Origin of the sequence: Shewanella sp. NKUCC01_JLK (genome assembly GCF_019345615.1) — a bacterium.
Lineage (GTDB): Bacteria > Pseudomonadota > Gammaproteobacteria > Enterobacterales > Shewanellaceae > Shewanella > Shewanella oncorhynchi.
In genome coordinates this window covers 14,342-33,650 of record NZ_JAHKRD010000020.1, presented here as the reverse complement: position 1 = coordinate 33,650, position 19,309 = coordinate 14,342, and the positions used below count along the sequence as shown (strand labels likewise).

Annotated in this window: 24 protein-coding genes; 12 read left to right on the top strand and 12 right to left on the bottom strand. The window is 45.8% G+C overall.

The features are described from left to right. Window positions 1–110 precede the first annotated feature (110 nt). The 5 genes from KO537_RS19190 to zapE form a co-directional block, all read right to left on the bottom strand. On the bottom strand, window positions 111–1,406 hold the full coding sequence (locus KO537_RS19190) for an adenylosuccinate synthase (protein WP_028759421.1): 1,296 nt from the start codon (window positions 1,404–1,406) through the stop codon (window positions 111–113). A gap of 72 nt (window positions 1,407–1,478) precedes the next feature. Next, window positions 1,479–1,667: a DUF2065 domain-containing protein gene (locus tag KO537_RS19185; RefSeq protein WP_105251404.1), complete on the bottom strand. Its 189-nt coding sequence runs from the start codon at window positions 1,665–1,667 to the stop codon at window positions 1,479–1,481. Window positions 1,668–1,805: 138 nt separating this feature from the next. After that, a complete protein-coding gene (gene rpsI / locus KO537_RS19180; RefSeq protein WP_006083052.1) occupies window positions 1,806–2,198 on the bottom strand; it encodes a 30S ribosomal protein S9 in 393 nt (130 codons plus the stop codon). A gap of 14 nt (window positions 2,199–2,212) precedes the next feature. Next, entirely contained in the window at window positions 2,213–2,641 is a 429-nt protein-coding gene (rplM, locus tag KO537_RS19175) for a 50S ribosomal protein L13 (protein ID WP_105251403.1), read from the bottom strand. Window positions 2,642–2,932: 291 nt separating this feature from the next. After that, on the bottom strand, window positions 2,933–4,045 hold the full coding sequence (gene zapE, locus KO537_RS19170; RefSeq protein ID WP_105251402.1) for a cell division protein ZapE: 1,113 nt from the start codon (window positions 4,043–4,045) through the stop codon (window positions 2,933–2,935). Window positions 4,046–4,457: 412 nt separating this feature from the next. On the opposite strand from zapE, the gene degQ reads away from it, so the two are divergent. Further along, on the top strand, window positions 4,458–5,810 hold the full coding sequence (gene degQ, locus KO537_RS19165) for a Do family serine endopeptidase DegQ (protein WP_105251401.1): 1,353 nt from the start codon (window positions 4,458–4,460) through the stop codon (window positions 5,808–5,810). A gap of 115 nt (window positions 5,811–5,925) precedes the next feature. Continuing rightward, on the top strand, window positions 5,926–7,008 hold the full coding sequence (gene degS, locus KO537_RS19160; protein WP_198573775.1) for an outer membrane-stress sensor serine endopeptidase DegS: 1,083 nt from the start codon (window positions 5,926–5,928) through the stop codon (window positions 7,006–7,008). A gap of 97 nt (window positions 7,009–7,105) precedes the next feature. On the opposite strand, the gene murA is transcribed toward degS, so the two are convergent. Genes murA through mlaF form a run of 7 tightly spaced genes read right to left on the bottom strand, consistent with a single transcriptional unit; the run spans window position 7,106 to window position 11,737 of the window. Then, on the bottom strand, window positions 7,106–8,365 hold the full coding sequence (gene murA / locus KO537_RS19155; RefSeq protein WP_105251399.1) for a UDP-N-acetylglucosamine 1-carboxyvinyltransferase: 1,260 nt from the start codon (window positions 8,363–8,365) through the stop codon (window positions 7,106–7,108). A gap of 9 nt (window positions 8,366–8,374) precedes the next feature. Then, window positions 8,375–8,632, bottom strand: a complete 258-nt coding sequence (locus tag KO537_RS19150; protein WP_006086065.1) for a BolA family protein — start codon at window positions 8,630–8,632, stop codon at window positions 8,375–8,377. Window positions 8,633–8,651: 19 nt separating this feature from the next. Continuing rightward, a complete protein-coding gene (locus KO537_RS19145; RefSeq protein ID WP_105251398.1) occupies window positions 8,652–8,936 on the bottom strand; it encodes an STAS domain-containing protein in 285 nt (94 codons plus the stop codon). Further along, on the bottom strand, window positions 8,933–9,595 hold the full coding sequence (locus KO537_RS19140; RefSeq protein ID WP_105251397.1) for an ABC transporter substrate-binding protein: 663 nt from the start codon (window positions 9,593–9,595) through the stop codon (window positions 8,933–8,935). Before KO537_RS19140 ends, KO537_RS19145 begins: the two co-directional genes overlap by 4 nt. An 11-nt stretch (window positions 9,596–9,606) precedes the next feature. Further along, the gene (gene mlaD, locus KO537_RS19135) at window positions 9,607–10,080 is read right to left on the bottom strand and encodes an outer membrane lipid asymmetry maintenance protein MlaD (protein ID WP_028759401.1); all 474 of its coding nucleotides are present in this window, start codon (window positions 10,078–10,080) and stop codon (window positions 9,607–9,609) included. 56 nt (window positions 10,081–10,136) lie between these two features. Next, complete coding sequence (gene mlaE, locus KO537_RS19130; protein WP_105251396.1) at window positions 10,137–10,922, bottom strand: lipid asymmetry maintenance ABC transporter permease subunit MlaE; 786 nt, start codon at window positions 10,920–10,922, stop codon at window positions 10,137–10,139. Continuing rightward, window positions 10,919–11,737 carry a phospholipid ABC transporter ATP-binding protein MlaF gene (mlaF, locus tag KO537_RS19125; protein WP_063882287.1) on the bottom strand — a complete coding sequence of 273 codons (819 nt, stop codon included), beginning with the start codon at window positions 11,735–11,737 and terminating at the stop codon, window positions 10,919–10,921. Before mlaF ends, mlaE begins: the two co-directional genes overlap by 4 nt. 643 nt (window positions 11,738–12,380) lie before the next feature. On the opposite strand from mlaF, the gene KO537_RS19120 reads away from it, so the two are divergent. From KO537_RS19120 to KO537_RS19075, 10 genes are all read left to right on the top strand, one after another. Further along, window positions 12,381–13,358 carry a KpsF/GutQ family sugar-phosphate isomerase gene (locus tag KO537_RS19120; RefSeq protein WP_105251395.1) on the top strand — a complete coding sequence of 326 codons (978 nt, stop codon included), beginning with the start codon at window positions 12,381–12,383 and terminating at the stop codon, window positions 13,356–13,358. Continuing rightward, window positions 13,358–13,909, top strand: a complete 552-nt coding sequence (kdsC, locus tag KO537_RS19115) for a 3-deoxy-manno-octulosonate-8-phosphatase KdsC (RefSeq protein ID WP_028759542.1) — start codon at window positions 13,358–13,360, stop codon at window positions 13,907–13,909. The genes KO537_RS19120 and kdsC overlap by 1 nt, the downstream gene beginning before the upstream one ends. Next, the gene (gene lptC / locus KO537_RS19110) at window positions 13,906–14,466 is read left to right on the top strand and encodes an LPS export ABC transporter periplasmic protein LptC (RefSeq protein WP_105251394.1); all 561 of its coding nucleotides are present in this window, start codon (window positions 13,906–13,908) and stop codon (window positions 14,464–14,466) included. Before kdsC ends, lptC begins: the two co-directional genes overlap by 4 nt. Beyond that, a complete protein-coding gene (gene lptA, locus KO537_RS19105) occupies window positions 14,453–15,007 on the top strand; it encodes a lipopolysaccharide transport periplasmic protein LptA (protein WP_105251393.1) in 555 nt (184 codons plus the stop codon). The genes lptC and lptA overlap by 14 nt, the downstream gene beginning before the upstream one ends. Further along, window positions 15,004–15,735, top strand: a complete 732-nt coding sequence (gene lptB / locus KO537_RS19100) for an LPS export ABC transporter ATP-binding protein (RefSeq protein WP_105251392.1) — start codon at window positions 15,004–15,006, stop codon at window positions 15,733–15,735. The genes lptA and lptB overlap by 4 nt, the downstream gene beginning before the upstream one ends. Before the next feature lie 107 nt (window positions 15,736–15,842). Beyond that, a complete protein-coding gene (locus tag KO537_RS19095) occupies window positions 15,843–17,321 on the top strand; it encodes an RNA polymerase factor sigma-54 (protein ID WP_105251391.1) in 1,479 nt (492 codons plus the stop codon). Window positions 17,322–17,349: 28 nt separating this feature from the next. Next, window positions 17,350–17,637 (top strand): ribosome hibernation promoting factor, encoded by a 288-nt coding sequence (hpf, locus tag KO537_RS19090; protein ID WP_028759468.1) that lies wholly within the window; start codon window positions 17,350–17,352, stop codon window positions 17,635–17,637. 2 nt (window positions 17,638–17,639) lie between these two features. Next, window positions 17,640–18,083, top strand: coding sequence for a PTS IIA-like nitrogen regulatory protein PtsN (gene ptsN, locus KO537_RS19085; RefSeq protein WP_006083071.1), 444 nt, complete (start codon window positions 17,640–17,642; stop codon window positions 18,081–18,083). After that, window positions 18,080–18,934 (top strand): RNase adapter RapZ, encoded by an 855-nt coding sequence (gene rapZ, locus KO537_RS19080; RefSeq protein WP_105251390.1) that lies wholly within the window; start codon window positions 18,080–18,082, stop codon window positions 18,932–18,934. The genes ptsN and rapZ overlap by 4 nt, the downstream gene beginning before the upstream one ends. Further along, window positions 18,921–19,196 carry an HPr family phosphocarrier protein gene (locus KO537_RS19075; RefSeq protein ID WP_006083073.1) on the top strand — a complete coding sequence of 92 codons (276 nt, stop codon included), beginning with the start codon at window positions 18,921–18,923 and terminating at the stop codon, window positions 19,194–19,196. The genes rapZ and KO537_RS19075 overlap by 14 nt, the downstream gene beginning before the upstream one ends. The last annotated feature ends 113 nt before the right edge of the window (window positions 19,197–19,309 follow it).

The following is a 19,309-nucleotide window of genomic DNA, read 5'->3' as shown; positions in this document are numbered from 1 at the left end:
GCAGTATAACCTATTTCTTGAGCTTGAGCTGAATTTCTAACCGCAGAATAAAACAGAGAAAGGCATAAAGAAGCAGAGAAAAAGGCCGTGAAACACGGCCTTAACAGATCTTAATTGAACGGATTAACCAAAATCATGGTTTCGTTACGATCAGGACCCGTAGAGATAATGTCGATTGGTGTTTCTAATAACTCTTCAAGACGCTTGATATAATTGATCGCTGCTTGAGGCAGTTGCTCAATTGATGTCGCGCCAAAAGTCGACTCGCTCCAACCCGGCATAGTTTCATAAACCGGCGTAACCAGTTCATAACCTTCAGCGGCCAGCGGAGTGACTTTAGAGATAGTGCCATCAGGATTCTGATAACCGACACAAATCTTCACTTCTTTCAGACCATCAAGTACATCTAACTTAGTCAAGCAGAAGCCGCTAACACTGTTGATTTGAACTGCGCGGCGCATTGCTACAGCATCCAACCAACCTGGACGACGCTTACGACCCGTTGTTGCACCAAACTCATGACCTTTAGTACCTAAATGATCACCGACTTCACATAATAGTTCAGTTGGGAATGGACCTGCACCTACGCGAGTGGTGTAAGCCTTCATGATACCTAAGACATAGTCTAAGTGACGCGGACCAAAACCTGAACCCGTCGCAACACCACCGGCAGTGGTATTTGAAGAGGTTACAAATGGGTATGTTCCGTGGTCAATGTCGAGTAATGTACCTTGAGCGCCTTCGAACAGAATTGGCTCACCGGCTTTACGTGCAGTATCCAATAGTTCAGTCACATCAACACACATGCTCTTCAGATAATCGGCCATAGCCAAAGCATCTGCTAGCGTTTGCTCGTAATCAACCGCTTCGACTTGATAGTACTCTGTCAGCATAAAGTTATGATATTTCATAACTTCTTTCAGCTTTTCAGCAAACAGTTCAGCATTGAACAGGTCGCCTACTCGCAGACCGCGACGAGAGATCTTGTCTTCATACGCAGGTCCAATACCACGGCCAGTTGTACCAATAGCTTTATTACCGCGCGCTTTTTCACGGGCAATATCAAGGGCACAATGGAAGGGAAGGATCAGCGGACACGCTTCAGAGATCAACAGACGTTCCTCAACAGGAACTCCACGATCTTTCAGCATGTTGATCTCTTTCATCAGGGCGTCAGGTGCAAGCACCACACCGTTGCCAATAATGCATTTCACATTATCGCGCAGGATACCCGATGGGATCAGATGAAGAACGGTTTTTTCACCGTCGATAACCAAGGTATGACCAGCATTGTGGCCGCCTTGATAGCGCACTACATATTTTGCCTGTTCTGTTAGAAGGTCGACAATCTTACCTTTTCCTTCGTCACCCCATTGGGTGCCGAGAACAACTACGTTTTTGCCCATTATTTGCTGCAAGGTTGCGGTTAAAAAAGAATTTTAACAGATCTTAGTTAATAAGGGCAAGCAGGCTATTTTTTACGCAAAAATAACCCAAATCACGACTCCAGCAGTGACTAATGCCCCACCAAGTCGCTGGATAACTTGCTGATTTTGATGGGAGAGTTCATTTAAATAACGACGCCATTTATTTGGGAATAATAATGGCCCAAGGCCTTCCAAAACCAACACAAGTGCCACTGCTAGCATAAAAATTTGAAAAGTCATGCTTACCTCAAACTCACTCGCTTAATATAAATTTATTGTATATCAGCATACTCCAACCAAAGAGTTTTCTTATACCGTCAATTTTTAGCCAATAAAAAACCCAGCATAGGCTGGGTTTTTTGATATTCCAAAAACGAATTAACGCTTAGAGAATTGTGGCTTACGACGTGCTTTACGTAGACCCACTTTCTTACGCTCAACTTTACGAGCGTCACGGGTAACGAAACCAGCAGAACGAAGTGATGGACGCAGTGCTTCATCTAATTGCATCAGAGCACGGGTAATACCGTGACGGATTGCGCCTGCTTGGCCAGTGATACCACCGCCTTTAACAGTTACATAGATGTCCAGCTTGTCAGTCATTTCAACTAACTCTAAAGGTTGACGAACAACCATACGAGCAGTTTCACGACCAAAATACTGATCCAAAGGACGTTGATTTACAACGATGTTGCCACTACCTGCTTTAGCGAAAACGCGAGCTGTAGAGGTTTTGCGACGGCCAGTGCCGTAGTACTGAGTTGCAGCCATTTGCTTAATCCCGTTTAGATATCAAGAACTTGAGGTTGTTGTGCAGTGTGGTTATGTTCTGCGCCAGCGTAAACTTTCAGTTTACGGAACATGGCACGGCCCAGAGGACCTTTTGGTAACATACCCTTAACTGCTTTCTCGATGATCATTTCTGGCTTTTGCGCTTGCAGCTTTTCAAAGCTGATTTGCTTAATGCCACCAGGGAAGCCTGAATGCGAGTAGTACGTTTTGCCTTTCGCTTTGTTACCAGTAACAGTCACTTTTTCAGCATTAACAACGATGATGTAATCACCGGTATCAACGTGTGGAGTGTATTCTGGCTTATGCTTACCGCGTAAACGGACAGCGATTTCAGTAGCGATACGACCTAAAGTTTTGCCGTCTGCGTCGACGACGAACCAGTCACGAGTTACAGTTTCTGGTGTAGCAGTAAAAGTCTTCATTATTACAAAAACCCAAAGTTAATTTTCTGTCTCACATGCTGTCTGCATTTGCAAACAACACAAAATTGCCTTTTTAGTACCCCTTCGAGCACCGACTTCGGCTTACAACTTCCGCCCAATTGGCGGAGTAACGTGGGCAGGTGGCGGAGTATAGACAAAGCTGAGTTAAAAATCACCTGATATTTTGATAAAAATTATAAAATATCGACCAATTGGACTTGTCATCCTAAGGATTAACAAGCCTCTGGTGATTTAAGGCCGCAGCTAATGCAAAACTCTTACACTACTGGGTTACGGCAGGTGTTCGGTTTTTAAATAATCGTGGGATTGCATCTCAATTAAGCGTGAACGGCAACGCCTAAATTCGAAGTTAAGCAAACCATCGGCATAAATATCTTCGAGTGGCACTTGAGCCGATACAATCAGCTTTACATTGCGCTCGTAAAATTCGTCGACCATAGCTAAAAAACGTCTGGCGATGTCATCGCCAGTCAAAAAGGCGCCCATTTGTTCTATGCCACTCACGAGGACAGTGTGATAAATCCGCGCAAGTTCCATGTAATCACGCTGGCTTCGTGGACCATCACAGAGCGCTCTAAAATCGGCCAACAATACGCCCTGCGCCTGCTGCCGAATACTAATACTGCGGCCTTCTATTTCGATGTCAGCAGTAAGCACCTCAGACTCAGGCGCTAACTGGCTAAAATAACGTATCAGATTGGCATCAGCTTGTGCATCTAATGGATGATGATAAATCTCTGCTTGCTCAAGGGTACGCAATCGATAGTCAATGCCAGAATCCACATTGAGCACTTCACAATGTTGATTAATTAGGGCTATCGCAGGTAAGAAACGTGCGCGCTGTAAGCCATTTTTATATAAGTCGTCGGGGATAATATTCGAAGTTGCAACCAGCACAACGCCTTCTTTAAATAACGCTTGAAACAGCGTACCTAATAGCATGGCATCGGTAATATCAGAGACAAAGAATTCATCGAAACAGATAACGCGATATTTCGCAGCCATCTTTTTCGCAATCACCAACAAAGGATCGCGAACGCCTTTTAACTCATCCAAATCTAAATGCAATTGATGCATAAAGCGATGGAAGTGAGCCCGCAATTTTTGTTCACCAGGCAAGGCATCAAAAAAGGTATCCATCAGGTAGGTTTTACCGCGCCCAACTCCGCCCCAAAGATACAGACCTTTAGGTGATGCTGGTGCCGATTTTAAGCCTAATGCGCTAAACAATTTCCCCACAATAGAACTCGGTTCTTCTGCCGTAGTTAAGTCTTCATAGACGCGTTGTAACGCCTTAACGGCAATTTCTTGAGCCGGATCATGGGAAAAACCATCACGAGTAAGATCTTTTTGATAATGCTGCCAAGGGCTTAACTGAGGCACGTTTAAATTCTCTTATGTCCTTTATTAAAACTGTGACGATATTAGCACGGCCAATATGACGCAGGATATATTAATGCAGAATACGACTTTTACCTTAACGCTAAACTGCATACAAACGTCTAATAAGCATCTATGCTGTAGGTCATTTTAATCGGCAAAATCTGCTGATATTAGGGCTTGAAAAATCCTAATCTCACCCACAGATTTCTGTTCGGCAACAAGTATAAAACAGCCGATAAAATAGGCTAAAAAAATTAACATTTATTAATATAATGAACTTTTTCAATAAGGTGCGAGTCAGAGTGATTACCTAGGCAAATAGCCGGTACCGATACAGATTTGATCTGGCACTCGCACGATTGCTGATGCATTACATCCAGATCTTTCAACCCTTATTTGGAGTTATGAATAGATGAAAACAAAATTATCTGTACTTTCAGCCGCAATGTTAGCCGCGACCCTGACTATAATGCCTGTCGTCTCACAGGCCGCCATTCCACAGACGGTTGAGGGACAATCCATTCCAAGTCTTGCGCCTATGCTTGAGCGTACGACGCCCGCAGTCGTATCAGTAGCGGTAACGGGGACTCATGTTTCTAAGCAAAGAGTACCTGATGTTTTCCGTTACTTTTTCGGCCCTAATGCGCCACAAGAGCAAGTGCAAGAACGTCCTTTTAGAGGCTTAGGCTCAGGCGTCATTATTGACGCAGAAAAAGGCTATATCGTCACGAACAACCATGTGATTGACGGTGCTGATGATATTCAAGTTGGTCTTCACGACGGCCGTGAAGTAAAAGCAAAACTGATTGGTACTGACTCAGAGTCAGATATCGCATTATTGCAAATTGAAGCGAAAAATCTCATCGCAATCAAAGCCTCTGATTCCGATGATTTACGCGTAGGTGACTTTGCCGTTGCCATTGGTAACCCCTTCGGTTTAGGTCAAACCGTCACCTCGGGCATTGTTAGTGCTTTAGGCCGTAGCGGCTTAGGCATTGAAATGCTGGAAAACTTTATTCAAACCGATGCCGCGATTAACAGTGGTAACTCGGGTGGCGCACTCGTCAATCTTAACGGCGAGTTAATTGGGATTAACACCGCAATCGTAGCACCGGGCGGCGGTAACGTCGGTATTGGCTTTGCCATCCCTGCTAATATGGTGAAAAACCTCGTGGCACAAATTGCCGAACACGGAGAAGTACGCCGCGGTGTATTAGGTATTTCGGGACGTGATCTCGATAGCCAACTCGCCCAAGGTTTCGGTTTAGACACTCAACACGGTGGCTTCGTGAATGAAGTAGCCAAGGGCAGTGCCGCAGAGAAGGCCGGTATAAAAGCAGGTGATATTATCATCAGCGTTGATGGCCGTGGTATTAAGTCATTCCAAGAACTGCGGGCTAAAGTCGCCACTATGGGTGCAGGTGCTAACGTTGAGTTAGGACTCATCCGTGACGGTGATAAGAAAACAGTTAAAGTGACCTTAGGTGAAGCGAGCCAAACCAGTGAAACAGCGGCTGGTGCCGTGCATCCTATGCTGCAAGGTGCGTCCTTAGAAAACTCATCTAAGGGCATTGAAATTACCGATGTCGCACAAGGCTCACCCGCGGCCATGAGTGGCTTACAAAAAGGAGATGTGATTGTCGGTATTAACCGTACTGCGATTAAAGATCTTAAGACACTGAAAGCACAACTTAAAGATCAAGAAGGTGCCGTTGCACTGAAGATAATGCGTGATAAGAGCATGTTGTATTTAGTCCTACGTTAATCGACAAAATAGGCCATTTTTTCTGCCATAGATAAGCATAGGGAGCTTAGGTTCCCTATGCTTACATCGATTAAACATGTTAATCTAACTCACCTTTTTCTAGATCCATCCTGCCATGACTATAAAAGACACTCTGTTATATCTCGGTAAAGCCACCCTTTTCGGCCTTATCATGGCGGCCATGTTTTTATTGGTGACACGTTATTTCGATAACCAATCCCTCGGTAGTAGTCTGCTACAAACCCGTGCCAACAACACAGTCGAGCTATCCTTTGCCAAGGCGGTACGCCGTGCAGCTCCTGCCGTTGTGAATATTTATAGCCTCAGCATAGATCAGAATCGCCCGCTTAATTCAGGCTCACTTCAAGGTCTAGGTTCTGGGGTGATAATGAGTAAAGAAGGTTATATTCTCACTAATTATCATGTCATTAAGAAGGCCGATGAGATTGTTGTCGCCCTGCAAGATGGACGCAAATTTACCTCTGAAGTGGTTGGTTTCGATCCTGAAACCGATTTATCGGTACTTAAAATTGAAGGCGATAACTTACCAATTGTCCCCGTTAATCTCGACAGTCCGCCTCAAGTCGGTGATGTCGTACTCGCTATTGGTAATCCCTACAATTTAGGCCAGACCATTACCCAAGGCATCATCAGTGCCACGGGGCGTAACGGCTTAAGTTCAGGTTACTTAGACTTCCTACAAACCGATGCAGCGATTAATGCGGGTAACTCGGGTGGCGCACTCATTGACACTAACGGCAGCCTTATTGGTATCAATACCGCAGCATTCCAAGTGGGTGAAGAAGGCGGCGGCCACGGGATTAACTTCGCTATCCCGATTAAATTAGCCCACAGCATTATGGGTAAGTTGATTAAAAACGGCCGCGTGATCCGTGGTGCCTTAGGGATTTCTGGCGAGCCGATTAATCCTGTAGTGGCACAAATCCTTAATCTACCCGATCTAAAAGGTGTGCTCGTTACGGGTGTCGATCCTAATGGCCCTGCGGCCCGTGCCCTGCTAATGCCAAGGGATGTGATTATTAAATACGATGGTGAAGATGTGCCAGGCGTTGAGATGCTAATGGACCGCATCGCTGAAACCACACCGGGTAAGAAAGTGATGATGACTGTGATACGCCAAGGTAAACAACAAGAGTTACCTGTGATTATCGATGAGAAGATTGTGATCGATAACTAGAGTGTCACTCAGTATTACGCGCTCAAATGCAGAAAACAAAAAACCAGCTTTTAGCTGGTTTTTTAATGATTCAAAATTAGCTTAAGTCAGTAACAGATCACTGAATACGCACAACCTGTGCGCCTAAACCTTGAAACTTATTCTCAATATGCTCATAGCCACGATCTAAGTGATAGATACGATCGACAATCGTCTTACCATCGGCCACTAAGCCCGCAATCACTAGACTCGCTGACGCACGTAAATCCGTCGCCATTACCTGAGCACCACTTAAAGATTCAATCCCTTGAATGATGCAGGTATTACCTTCAAGCTCCATGGTAGCGCCCATACGGATAAGTTCAGGCACATGCATAAAACGATTTTCGAAGATAGTCTCAGTTATGGTTGCCGTGCCTTGCGCTAAGGCATTGAGTACACAAAACTGCGCCTGCATATCGGTTGGGAAACCAGGATAAGGTGCCGTCTTGATATTCACCGCCTTCGGACGTTTACCCTGCATATCGAGCTCAATCCAATCTTCGCCGGTAGTAATCGTCGCGCCTGCATCTTCAAGTTTTGCAATAACCGACTCCAGTGAAGCAGGATCGGCTTTTAAACAACGAATACGACCACGGGTCACCGCGGCAGCAACGAGGAAGGAACCAGTCTCGATACGATCTGGCATAACTCGGTAATTGCAGCCCTGTAAACGCTCAACCCCTTGAATACGCAGTGTCGCACTGCCTACACCAGTGATTTTTGCTCCCATGGCAATTAAGCAATTAGCGAGATCGATCACTTCAGGTTCGCGGGCCGCGTTTTCAATCACGGTTTCGCCATCGGCCAATGCTGCGGCCATCAGTAAGTTTTCGGTAGCACCAACACTCACCATGTCCATAAAGATATGTGCGCCTTTAAGACGACCATCAACACGGGCCTTGATATAACCTTCTTTCACTTCAATCTTGGCGCCCATCATTTCGAGGCCATGTAAGTGCAAGTTCACCGGTCTTGCGCCAATGGCACAGCCGCCAGGCAATGACACGTCTGCGGTACCATAACGAGCCAATAACGGCCCTAAGATCAAGATAGAAGCACGCATGGTTTTCACTAGATCATAGGGAGCGCAAAACTCATTCAGATTAGTGGTAGAAATGCGGATCTGTCCGTCACCGAGTTCAGTCACTTCAGCGCCGAGACAGCGTAATAACTTACAGCTCGTACTCACATCGCGAAGATTCGGCACGTTAGAAACCACAAAATCGGTTTCAGCCAATACACCCGCCATCAAAATAGGCAAAGCTGCATTTTTAGCACCCGAAATAATCACATCACCGGCAAGCGGGGGGCTTGCCTGAATTGTTAGTTTATCCACTTTTCCTCACTAGCTAGGCATGTTGAAAACTTTTTCGCGTTTCCATTGAGTCGGCGTGAAAGTTTTGATCGTTAATGCATGTAATTCACCGCTGGCAATGTGTGCCGTCAACGGTGCATAAATGGCTTGTTGTTGTTTGACTCGGCTCATACCATCGAAGCATTCACCTACGGCGATCACTTTATAATGGCTACCATCCGAGCTAGCGTGAACTTCTTCAAGCCCTAACGCATCACGTAAAATCTGTTCGATTAAGCTGCATTCCATGAAATCTATTACCCTATTCTCAATGCGCTTCTTCGGTAAAGAAGGCATCTAAATCATATAAATCAATTAGTTTTTTAAGTTGTGGTGAAGCAGAACTCAATACAAGTTGGCTGCGATGTTCACGCACTAACGCCAGCAAAAATGCCATGCCAGCGCTATCACTGTATTCGAGCCCAGACAGAGACAATATCTGGGTTGACTCATTTAGCAGTTGTTGCCGCTGTGGCCAAAGTGTAATGACATCGGCTTGGGTTATGCGCCCTTTGAGATGACAAACTGTCCCCTGTTGCACAAATTCAATCACGACTGTGACTTCCCAGACTTAGCCTTCATGACCACTTTCTCTTTAGTGCGATCTTCGAGCATCTTAATCACGGGATCGATACCCTGTTGGCGAATTAGATTAGAGATTTCCGACTGCTTAGAAGACAGTAAGCTCACACCTTCGGCAACTAAATCAAATGCCTTCCATGAGTCATCCTTTAAACGGCGCGCCTTAAACAACAGTTTAATCGGTGGGCGACCGGCTTCGATGATCTGCACGTTTACATCGACCATTTTCTCTTTGCTGAAATCAATCCCAGGTGAGAATTCCACTTTTTGATTAGTATATTCAGTAAAGGCTTGAGCATAAGTAGAGATTAAATAACCTTCAAAAGCATTGACGAAACGATTGCGTTGCTCTTCGGTTGAATCCTTAAGATATTGGCCTAATACCTTATAAGAAGCGTATTTATAATCGACATAAGGCATGAGTTCTTCACGAACAATCACCTTTAAATGGTCTGAATTTGCGTCGATTAATGCTTTATCTTTGTGAAAACGATCGAAGGTTTTATTGGCAACGGCTTTCACCATGGCATACGGATCTGTCGTATCGACAACCACATCAGCGGCGACTGCGCTCGTTGCCCCTAAAACCATCACTAACGGCAATAAAAAACGAGATAAGTTTTTAAACATAGCGGTAACCCCTATTTATCCTTCGAACCCATACTATATAAGAACTGACCAATCAGCTCCTCCAACACTAATGCCGAGCGAGTGTCGTCAATCTTATCGCCGTCTTTCAGCATACTGACATCATCGTCGACAAAACCCGGTGTTAACCCTAAGAATTGTTCGCCCAACAAACCCGAAGTCAAAATGGCTAAACTACTGGTTTCAGGGAATTTATCGTAACGCTTGTCCATCACTAACGTGACCACAGCCACTAACTTAACTGGGTCTAAATCTATGCTGCTCACTCGGCCAACGACAACACCGCCAACCTTGACTGGCGAACGCACCTTCAAACCACCAATGTTGGTAAAATTGGCTTGTATGGTATAAGTGCTATCGCTGCTTTTTACTTCAATATTGGCGACGTTAAAGACTAAGACCAAAAAAGCGGCCAATCCTGTTAAAAGAAACACACCCACTAATAATTCAATTTTTCGTGTCAACATGTTCAGCTACCACTCTGTTAATCCATCTAACCTGTGTCGAAATCCGCAGTGTTCCGTTAGCGGCCAAACATCAGGGCTGTCAGTAAAAAATCCAATGCCAATACAGCGAGGCTCGACTGAACGACAGTCTGGGTCGTTGCACGGCTGATGCCTTCCGGATTTGGGATCACTTGATAACCGCGATATAACGCAATCCAAGTGACCACTACGGCAAACACACCACTTTTGATCAAGCAGTTAACTATGTCCTGACGCCATTCGACCGACGCCTGCAGAATCGACCAAAACGCCCCGCTGTCGATTCCCTTCCATTCCACGCCAACAAGGTGCCCGCCATAAATACCTACAGCGGTAAACATCAACGCCAGCAATGGCATACTGATCACTCCAGCCCAAAAGCGCGGTGCAATAATCTGCCTTAATGGGTCAATCGCCATCATTTCTAAACTGGAAAGCTGCTCAGTACTTTTCATTAAACCAATTTCAGCAGTTAATGCTGAACCCGCCCGTCCCGCAAACAATAACGCGGTAACAACTGGCCCTAACTCACGCAGTAAACTGAGCGCCACCATAGGACCTAAGCTTTCTTCGGTGCCAAAACCAACTAAGATGTTGTAGCCTTGCAGTGCGAGCACCATGCCGATAAAGAGTCCTGAGACTAAAATAATCACCATGGATTGCACACCGACCACATAAATCTGGCGCACTAATAATGGAAAACCTTTACGCACGCGTGGCCAGCGAAAAATCGCGCCCCACAGCATAAGGCCTGCACGGCCAAAACCGAGCACTAGCTCAATCGCGCTGCGGCCTAAGTCGGCAATACTGTCGATTAACTTCACTTGCCAACTCCTTTTGCCATTAATTCTTGCTGGTAATCATTTGCCGGATAATGGAACGGCACAGGGCCGTCCGGAGCACCTTGAATAAACTGTTTCAGCTGCGGATTATCAGCGTACTTTAATTCTTCAGGGGTACCGTGGGCGATGACTTTTTTGTCAGCCACCACATATACATAATCGGCAATGCCAAGCACTTCATCCACATCGTGGGACACTACAATTGAAGTCAGATTCAGCGCATCGGATAACTCACGAATAAGCTTTACTAACACACCCATCGATATTGGGTCTTGCCCTGCAAAAGGCTCATCGTACATCACCATTTCAGGTTCAAGCGCTATGGCTCTAGCTAATGCGGCGCGGCGTTGCATACCACCGGACAATTCGCTCGGCATCATCTGAGCGGCACCACGTAAACCTACGGCTTCAAGTTTCATCAACACGATAGTGCGAATAATGTCTTCAGGCAGTCCAGAATGTTCACGCAGCGCAAACGCCACGTTATCGAACACATTAATGTCGGTAAACAGCGCGCCACTCTGAAACAGCATGCTCATCCGCTTACGCAGACTAAATAATTCATTACGACTCACGCCATGGATATCGTGACCGTCGAATAAAACTTGTCCATGGTCAGGCGTTAATTGGCCGCCAATCAATTTCAACAGGGTCGTTTTGCCTATGCCGCTCGGCCCCATGATCGCCGTCACCTTGCCCCTTGGAATGGACAGGCTAATATCTTCATATATCACACGCTGACCGCGGCTAAACCCCAAATTACGGATCTCAACCAACGGCGTTTGTTCTTGAGTCATGCTTGATTCCGACATTTGCAAATGAGGTGATCCTAGTCTTCCGAGACTGACCAATCGAAGAGCCGCAAATTGTACGTAATTGCGCTTTAACCTACAACCGAATCGACACTATCGCCCTGCGATACTTTCAATTTGCCTCATTTACAGCGAAAATGCGCCCTAAGTTTTCACTCTGCACAGGTAAAATGTTACTTAATGTTTTCAACCTGGTTGCAGAATTGGCAGTATTGGCTAATTCGTTCGCACTTAGCTCACTCTTTGCCCACTTTTATCGGGGAGAGTCGATACGCAATTGCGCAATAGAGGCATCCCATAGGGTAATACCCGCTGCGATATGGAATAAATCCATTGAAATAAACGACAAAGACGATGATATTGCTCAAGACCTTCTGCCGCTAAACACGTTATTGTGCGTGAATAGCTAACGCAGCTGAACTTGACGAGTCGGATCAATCGCTCTAGCCTGCCGCAATTGTTTTGCTGTTTTCGGTAATTAACCACAGCAAGACATAAGCTAAATTGTCTGAAAACAAACTAATACTTGGCAGAAAGCCTATTACATATCATCTTTATCGCGTACCAAATTGTGCTATTCCAATCCCATCAATGGGGCGACAAAGACAATGCAAAAAGAGAGATAGACATGGTAGACAAATCACAACTGCGCCAATGGGGTTGTAAAGTTATCGACATTGAAAAGTCAGCCCTAGACAATCTTTATCAATATGTTGATTCGGCTGAATTTGCAGAAGCTTGCGAGTTGATCCTCAACTGCACAGGCAAAGTGATTGTCATGGGAATGGGCAAATCGGGCCATATCGGCAATAAGATTTCTGCCACCCTCGCCAGCACAGGAACGCCCGCATTTTTTGTGCATCCGGGTGAAGCCAGCCACGGCGATCTGGGTGTATTAGCCGATAACGATGTGATTTTAGCGATTTCAAATTCCGGTGAGTCGAGCGAAATCCTCACCTTAATGCCGGTCATCCAACGTATGGGCGTGCCCGTTATCGCGGTAACAGGTAAACCCGAATCGAATATGGCGCGATTATCTAAAGTGCATTTATGTATCGAAGTCCCAGAAGAGGCTTGCCCACTTGGACTTGCCCCCACCTCAAGTACCACAGCAACCTTAGTGATGGGCGATGCCATCGCCATTGCGCTGCTGCAAGCAAAAGGCTTTACCCGTGATGATTTTGCTATGTCCCATCCCGGCGGTGCATTAGGACGTAAGTTGCTGTTAAAAGTCAGTGATGTGATGCACAGCGGTGATGACTTACCGCTCGTCAACCACGATATTTGCATCACAGAAGCCCTGTACGAAATCTCCAAGAAAGGCTTAGGCATGACGGCGATTATCGATGATCAGCGCAAGCTGGTTGGTATCTTCACCGATGGTGATTTACGCCGCGTTATCGATGCCGAAGTGAATTTACGCACGACGCCCATTGCCGATGTGATGACCCGTAACTGCGTCACGATCACAGATAATGTGTTGGCCGCCCAAGCACTGCAAGTGATGGACTCAAAAAATATCAACGGATTAATTGTTATCGATAAAGATCGCCATCCTATTGGCGCTCTTAACATGCTCGATATGGTAAAAGCAGGAGTCATTTAATGCCACAGCAAGGATTTTACGGCCCAATCAGTGATGATGTGTGGCAACGCGCGCAAAAGATTAAACTGTTAATCTGTGACGTCGATGGGGTGTTTTCCGACGGCCGTATTTACTTGAGCAATAGCGGCGAAGAGCTCAAAGCCTTCCATACCCGTGACGGTTATGGCGTGCGCTCACTCCTCACCAGCGGTTTCAACCTCGCCGTGATCACAGGACGTCAATCCAAAATCGTTGAAAACCGTATGACAGCCCTTGGTGTTACCCATATTTACCAAGGCGTAGACAATAAGTTCGAGCCCTATGAAGCATTGCTCGCACTTTATGGTGTCACCCCAGAAGAAGTGGCTTATATCGGTGATGATATTGTCGATCTCCCCGTGATGAATGTCGTCGGTTTAGCGGTCAGTGTTGCTGACGGTCACCCCTATGTACGCCAACACGCCCATTTTGTGACTACGCTCAATGGTGGCCACGGTGCACTGCGTGAACTCACAGATCTGTTACTCCTAAGTCAAAATAAATTCACTTCGGCCCATGGAATGAGTATATGAGTCGTGTGACACTCGCAATTATCGCTTTTTTTGGAACTGCACTAGCGCTTTACTGGCAGGTCCAGAACAAACACAGCGGTGATTCCGATAACAGAGTAAAAGATCAAAATACCCCAGATTTCATCGTTGAAGATCTGCGCAGTGTTGAGTTCAATGAGCAAGGACTAGTGAATAGCCGTGTGACGGCGAAACACATGGAACATTATGATTCAACGAATCAAACTTTCTTTACTCAACCTGTTTATCTTGTTTATCCAGACCAAGGTAAAGCACAATGGCAGCTCAGGGCAGATCAGGGCAAGCTAAACAAGGAAACTGGCAAGGTTGTATTAGAAAATAATGTTATTATCGATGCCATTAGCCCAGAAGAACCGATTCAGACCTTGTCCACCAGTTATCTGGAACTCGATCTCAACACTATGATAATGACCTCTGACCGTACCATTTACGTCACAGGGAAAGATTTTAATATTCAAGGCCAAGGCCTTTATGCCGACCTCAACGCGCAAGAAGTGCAATTGACCAGTCAGGTAGTAGGAACATATGAAGCAAAATAACGTATTACTTGCCAGCCTAATGCTAATTATGAGCATGAGTGCTTTCGCGAAAGTGGGCGACTTAAAGCAAGAAGTCAAAATTAAAGCTGTGAGCCAAACTGCGGATATCAAAAACAACCAGATTATCTTCTTTGGTCCGGTGGAAGTTACCCAAGGCTCAATAAAAATCCAAGCAAATGAACTGCGTGCATTTTCCGCTGAAGGTGAAAATAGCAAAACTTTAGTCGCCACAGGCAACCCTGCTACGTATAGCCAGATATTAGACGATGGCCGTCCTGCATCGGCTAGCGCGAAAGAAATTCGTTACGATATGGCAAGCCGCACCTTAACTCTGAAAGGTATGGCGTCATTAGATCAAGCAGGTAGCCAAGTTACAGGCAATTTAATCCGCTATAACATGATTCAACAGAAATTGATGGCCGAGAGTACTGGCAGTGGTGACGATCGCGTAATCACTATTATTCAGCCTGAAAACTATCAAGATGATGCTAAATCAGACGCTCCGGCGGATAAACCTGTAAAAAAGCAGGACTCTAAATGACCCAAATCACCTTAAGAGCACAAAATCTGGCGAAAAGTTACAAGAGTCGCCAAGTGGTTAAAGACGTCAGTCTGACGGTAAAAACCGGTCAAGTCGTTGGCCTACTCGGTCCAAACGGTGCAGGTAAAACCACGACCTTTTACATGGTTGTCGGGCTAGTGAAGAGCGATAAGGGACATATCTTTATCGACGATGATGATTTAACCGCAGATCCTATGCATCTGCGTGCCCGCAAAGGCATAGGTTACTTACCGCAAGAAGCCAGTATCTTTCGTAAGCTAACTGTTCATGACAACATCATGGCCGTACTGCAAACTCGTAAAGAACTTAAAAACGAAGAACGAGAAGAAGAACTAGAACATCTGCTCGAAGAGTTTCATATCACCCACATCCGTGACAGCCAAGGCATGTCATTGTCGGGTGGCGAACGTCGTCGCGTCGAAATTGCGCGGGCTTTAGCCGCTAATCCTAAGTTCATTTTGCTCGATGAACCGTTTGCCGGCGTCGATCCTATTTCGGTTATCGACATCAAGAAGATTATCGAACAACTCAAAAGTCGCGGCCTTGGCGTACTGATCACAGACCATAATGTCCGCGAGACATTAGATGTATGTGAACATGCTTATATTGTGAGTCACGGAAACCTGATTGCCGAAGGAACTCCAGCAGAGATCTTAGACAATCAGCAAGTTAGGGCTGTGTACTTAGGTGAACAATTCAGGCTATAGTTAATCGAGCGAAGCCAATGGAGGCAATTTATACCGCCATTGGGCTTCACTCAAGATAATAATAAGCGACCTCATCCAACAATAATAACGTAGGGATCAGCGGTAACATGAAAGCGTCACTCCAGCTCAAACTGGGTCAACAGTTAACCATGACGCCACAATTACAACAGGCCATACGTCTGTTGCAACTGTCGTCATTAGAACTGCAGCAAGAGATCCAGCAAGCATTAGATTCTAATCCCCTTCTCGAGCTGGAAGAGGATCAATTCGACGCCACTAAAACCCCTGTAAACCAAACGCTATCCGATACGGATTTCAGTGAATCTAGCACTCTGCCACCAGAAAAAGACAGCTCCACCATAGACACGGCAGAGTCGCTAACCAAAGAATCCATGCCCGATGAGCTCCCCATGGACACCACATGGGATGAAGTGTTTACCGCCTCCCCAAACTCAGGCCCCGGCGGCAGTCGTGAAGACGATATGCCCTTCCAAGGCGAGACCAGTGAAGGTTTGTACGAACACTTAGAATGGCAAAAAAACCTCACACCGTTTTCTGAAACCGATTTAGCCATTGCCACCGCCATTATTGATGCAATCGACGATCAGGGCTATCTCACCCAAAGCACTGAAGAAATTCTCGAAGCCATGGGCAATCCTGAAGTTGAGCTTGACGAAGTCGAAGCCGTACTCAAGCGCATTCAGCATTTTGATCCCATAGGCGTTGCCGCCCGCGATTTAAGTGAATGCCTGCTGATCCAACTGTCGCATTTCGCCGCTGATACTCCCAACCTAGAAAACGCCCGTATGCTGATCAAAGATCATTTAGATCTGATCGCCGCCCGTGATTTTAGGTTGTTGATGCGTAAGACTAAATTAAAAGAAGATGAATTAAGGGATGGTATAGCACTCATCCAAACCCTCAATCCTCGCCCAGGTTTGTTGATCACGCCCAATAATGACGAATACGTTATCCCAGATGTGTCTGTGTCGAAGAAAAATGGCCGCTGGGTCGTTGAGCTTAATCCTGACTGCATGCCCAAAATCAATGTAAATCAACATTATGCTTCTATGGCACGCAGCACAAAAAACCAAGCCGATAGCCAATTTATTCGCGGCCATCTGCAAGAGGCTAAATGGTTTATTAAGAGTCTAGAAAGCCGTAACGACACTTTGCTTAAAGTTGCTAATTGCATAGTGCAATATCAGCAAGGTTTCTTTGAGTATGGTGAAGAAGCCATGAAGCCTATGGTGCTTAACGATATTGCTGAAGCGGTAGAAATGCATGAGTCCACCATCTCACGGGTCACAACTCAAAAATACATGCATACCCCTAAGGGACTTTTTGAACTAAAATACTTCTTCTCTAGCCACGTCGGGACTGACGATGGTGGTGAGTGCTCATCCACAGCAATCAGAGCCTTTATAAAGAAACTGGTGGCAGCGGAAAACCAGAAAAAACCATTAAGCGATAGTAAGATGGCTCAACTTCTGGCAGAACAAGGGATCAACGTAGCCCGCAGAACCATTGCGAAGTACCGAGAGGCTATGCTTATTCCACCTTCTAATCAGCGTAAAAGTTTATAACCTACAGTGGATATCGGAGGACGTTTCTATGCAAATAAACCTAAGTGGGCACCATATCGAAATTACCGAATCGTTACGTGCATATGTAGAAGAAAAGTTTTCAAAACTTGAACGCCATTTCGAACAGATCAATAATGTGCACGTTGTGCTCAATGTTGAGAAAATGCAACAGATTGCCGAAGCGAGAATAAACCTCATAGGTGGTGAAGTTTTTGCTACTTCAGAGCATGCTGACATGTATGCCGCTATAGACGCCCTGATTGACAAGCTTGACCGTCAGGTTATTAAACACAAAGAGAAGTTAACAAAACACTAATAATGGAACTTTGTACCATACTGCGGCCGGAGTGCACTACCTGCGCCACTCCGGGCAGCAAGAAAAAGGTACTGGAACTCATCAGCGACTTAGTCGCTGCCCAGTACCCGACCCTCTCATCTCAAGAGATATTCGAAAGCCTAGTGGCGCGCGAAAAGATGGGGAGCACAGGTATAGGTAACGGCATCGCCATTCCACATGGTCGACTAGCCGATATAGATCAGCCCATTGCCATACTCATTAAGTGTGAAGAGCCGATAGCATTTGATGCTATCGATAAGCAACCTGTTGATATTTTATTTGCACTACTGGTGCCTGCAGACCAATGTCAGCAGCACTTAAGTACCTTGTCTTGCATGGCCGAAAAGCTGAGCGACAAGCAAATATTAAAGCAATTACGCAAGACGCATGATGAAACGGAACTCTATCAGGTAATCACTGGATGAAACTGGTCATAGTGTCGGGCCGCTCAGGCTCAGGCAAATCTGTCGCCCTTAGGGTACTCGAAGATCTCGGCTATTATTGTGTCGATAACCTTCCCTTGCCATTGATTGGCAGTTTGCTTGAGCAACTCAAAGGCAGTAACGATCTCGTCGCCATCAGTGTCGACGTGCGTAACATGCCTGAGCAGGATAAGGTCTTAGTAAAACAACTCGCTAGCCTACCTCCAGATACTGAGTTAACGAGCTTCTTCCTTAACTCCAGCGATAAAATTCTGCTCAAGCGTTACAGCGAAACCCGCCGTTTGCATCCTTTGTCGAAGAGCCGAGTCTCTTTGCAAGAAGCGATAAAGCTGGAGGGGAAACTGCTCGAGCCTATGTCAAAACTGGTCGATCACTACATAGATACGTCGAATTTGAATATCTATGATTTAAGCGACCAAGTCCGACAAATTCTCCTTGGTAGTGTCGATAAAGAACTCGTGATCAACTTCGAGTCCTTTGGCTTTAAGCACGGAATGCCCACCGAAGCCGACTTTATGTTCGATGTACGCTTTCTACCTAATCCCCACTGGGAGCTGGCGCTGCGGCCATTGACTGGTTTAGATGAACCCGTAGCTGAGTTCTTAAATCGCCAACCACTGGTCAATAAGTTCATCTGGCAAATCGAAAATTTACTGGAGACTTGGCTGCCGCACCTTGAGCGTAACAATCGCAGTTATTTAACTGTGGCCATTGGCTGCACAGGTGGACAGCACAGATCGGTTTACGTCGCAGAGCAATTGGCCAAACGCTTTAGTAACGGTAAACATAAAGTGTATGCCCGTCATCGAGAGCTCAACAATGCCAAAGCTTGAACGTCAGATAACTATCTGTAATAAGCTCGGTTTACATGCCCGTGCCGCCACTAAGTTGGTGGTACTGGCTTCCGAGTTTGATGCGACCATCACCTTAATCCAAGGCGATAAACAAGCATCGGCCGCCAGTGTGCTTGGCTTGCTGATGCTTGAAACTGGTATGGGTAAAACCATTAAGCTGATCGCCGAAGGCCCAGATGCAGAGCCGGCTCTCGATGCCATTTGTGCCTTAATCGACGCTAAGTTTGACGAAGCCTGTTAGTTTCACTTCACACTAAGCACTTCATCGTTAGTTTCACTTCATGTCTAGTTTAAAAAACTTGTCATTCAGACATGGCAAAACATTTGTCGCTCGACGATACAAGCTACTGGCGA

What these genes read in the sequence shown, in the direction of transcription:
- lptC (WP_105251394.1), top strand. Translation starts at nt 13,906, where the DNA reads ATGAGTCGTGTGACACTCGCAATTATCGCTTTTTTTGGAACTGCACTA.
- KO537_RS19095 (WP_105251391.1), top strand. Translation starts at nt 15,843, where the DNA reads ATGAAAGCGTCACTCCAGCTCAAACTGGGTCAACAGTTAACCATGACG.
- mlaF (WP_063882287.1), bottom strand. Translation starts at nt 11,737, where the DNA reads ATGACTCAAGAACAAACGCCGTTGGTTGAGATCCGTAATTTGGGGTTT.
- KO537_RS19140 (WP_105251397.1), bottom strand. Translation starts at nt 9,595, where the DNA reads ATGTTTAAAAACTTATCTCGTTTTTTATTGCCGTTAGTGATGGTTTTA.
- kdsC (WP_028759542.1), top strand. Translation starts at nt 13,358, where the DNA reads ATGCCACAGCAAGGATTTTACGGCCCAATCAGTGATGATGTGTGGCAA.
- rplM (WP_105251403.1), bottom strand. Translation starts at nt 2,641, where the DNA reads ATGAAGACTTTTACTGCTACACCAGAAACTGTAACTCGTGACTGGTTC.
- degS (WP_198573775.1), top strand. Translation starts at nt 5,926, where the DNA reads ATGACTATAAAAGACACTCTGTTATATCTCGGTAAAGCCACCCTTTTC.
- mlaD (WP_028759401.1), bottom strand. Translation starts at nt 10,080, where the DNA reads ATGTTGACACGAAAAATTGAATTATTAGTGGGTGTGTTTCTTTTAACA.
- KO537_RS19120 (WP_105251395.1), top strand. Translation starts at nt 12,381, where the DNA reads ATGGTAGACAAATCACAACTGCGCCAATGGGGTTGTAAAGTTATCGAC.
- lptB (WP_105251392.1), top strand. Translation starts at nt 15,004, where the DNA reads ATGACCCAAATCACCTTAAGAGCACAAAATCTGGCGAAAAGTTACAAG.
- KO537_RS19185 (WP_105251404.1), bottom strand. Translation starts at nt 1,667, where the DNA reads ATGACTTTTCAAATTTTTATGCTAGCAGTGGCACTTGTGTTGGTTTTG.
- KO537_RS19075 (WP_006083073.1), top strand. Translation starts at nt 18,921, where the DNA reads ATGCCAAAGCTTGAACGTCAGATAACTATCTGTAATAAGCTCGGTTTA.
- rpsI (WP_006083052.1), bottom strand. Translation starts at nt 2,198, where the DNA reads ATGGCTGCAACTCAGTACTACGGCACTGGCCGTCGCAAAACCTCTACA.
- rapZ (WP_105251390.1), top strand. Translation starts at nt 18,080, where the DNA reads ATGAAACTGGTCATAGTGTCGGGCCGCTCAGGCTCAGGCAAATCTGTC.
- KO537_RS19190 (WP_028759421.1), bottom strand. Translation starts at nt 1,406, where the DNA reads ATGGGCAAAAACGTAGTTGTTCTCGGCACCCAATGGGGTGACGAAGGA.
- hpf (WP_028759468.1), top strand. Translation starts at nt 17,350, where the DNA reads ATGCAAATAAACCTAAGTGGGCACCATATCGAAATTACCGAATCGTTA.
- degQ (WP_105251401.1), top strand. Translation starts at nt 4,458, where the DNA reads ATGAAAACAAAATTATCTGTACTTTCAGCCGCAATGTTAGCCGCGACC.
- ptsN (WP_006083071.1), top strand. Translation starts at nt 17,640, where the DNA reads ATGGAACTTTGTACCATACTGCGGCCGGAGTGCACTACCTGCGCCACT.
- KO537_RS19150 (WP_006086065.1), bottom strand. Translation starts at nt 8,632, where the DNA reads ATGGAATGCAGCTTAATCGAACAGATTTTACGTGATGCGTTAGGGCTT.
- lptA (WP_105251393.1), top strand. Translation starts at nt 14,453, where the DNA reads ATGAAGCAAAATAACGTATTACTTGCCAGCCTAATGCTAATTATGAGC.